The 634-nt window shown below is 67.2% G+C and carries 1 protein-coding gene; it reads left to right on the forward strand.

All coding sequences use genetic code 11. The features are described from left to right. A partial coding sequence (locus U5A56_RS36905; protein WP_321927408.1) for an AMP-binding protein occupies positions 1-634 on the forward strand: 634 nt, incomplete at both ends.

Below are 634 nucleotides of genomic sequence, written 5' to 3' on the forward strand. Positions count from 1 at the left end.
TGCGGAAGCCGACGACAAGGTCCACCCGAAGAGTTACGACCTGTCGAGCCTGCGCATCATCGGCACGGTCGGCGAGCCGATCAATCCGGAAGCGTGGATGTGGTACCACAAGCACGTCGGCCAGGAGCGCTGCCCGATTGTCGACACGTGGTGGCAGACCGAAACCGGCGGCCACATGATCACGCCGCTGCCGGGCGCGACGCCGACGGTGCCGGGTTCGTGCACGCTGCCGCTGCCGGGCATCATGGCCGCGGTGGTCGACGAAACCGGCCAGGACGTGCCGAACGGGCAAGGCGGGATTCTCGTCGTCAAGCGTCCGTGGCCGGCGATGATCCGCACGATCTGGGGCGACCCGGAGCGCTTCAAGAAGAGTTATTACCCGGAAGAACTCGGCGGCACGCTCTATCTCGCCGGCGACGGCACGGTGCGCGACAAGGACACCGGCTACTTCACGATCATGGGCCGCATCGACGACGTGCTGAACGTATCGGGCCACCGGCTCGGCACGATGGAGATCGAGTCGGCGCTGGTTTCGCACGAGCTGGTTGCGGAAGCGGCGGTGGTCGGGCGTCCGGACGACACGACCGGCGAGGCGGTGGTCGCGTTCGTGGTGCTGAAGCGTTCGCGTCCGGAG

Origin of the sequence: Burkholderia sp. BCC1998, assembly GCF_905339875.1 — a bacterium.
Lineage (GTDB): Bacteria > Pseudomonadota > Gammaproteobacteria > Burkholderiales > Burkholderiaceae > Burkholderia.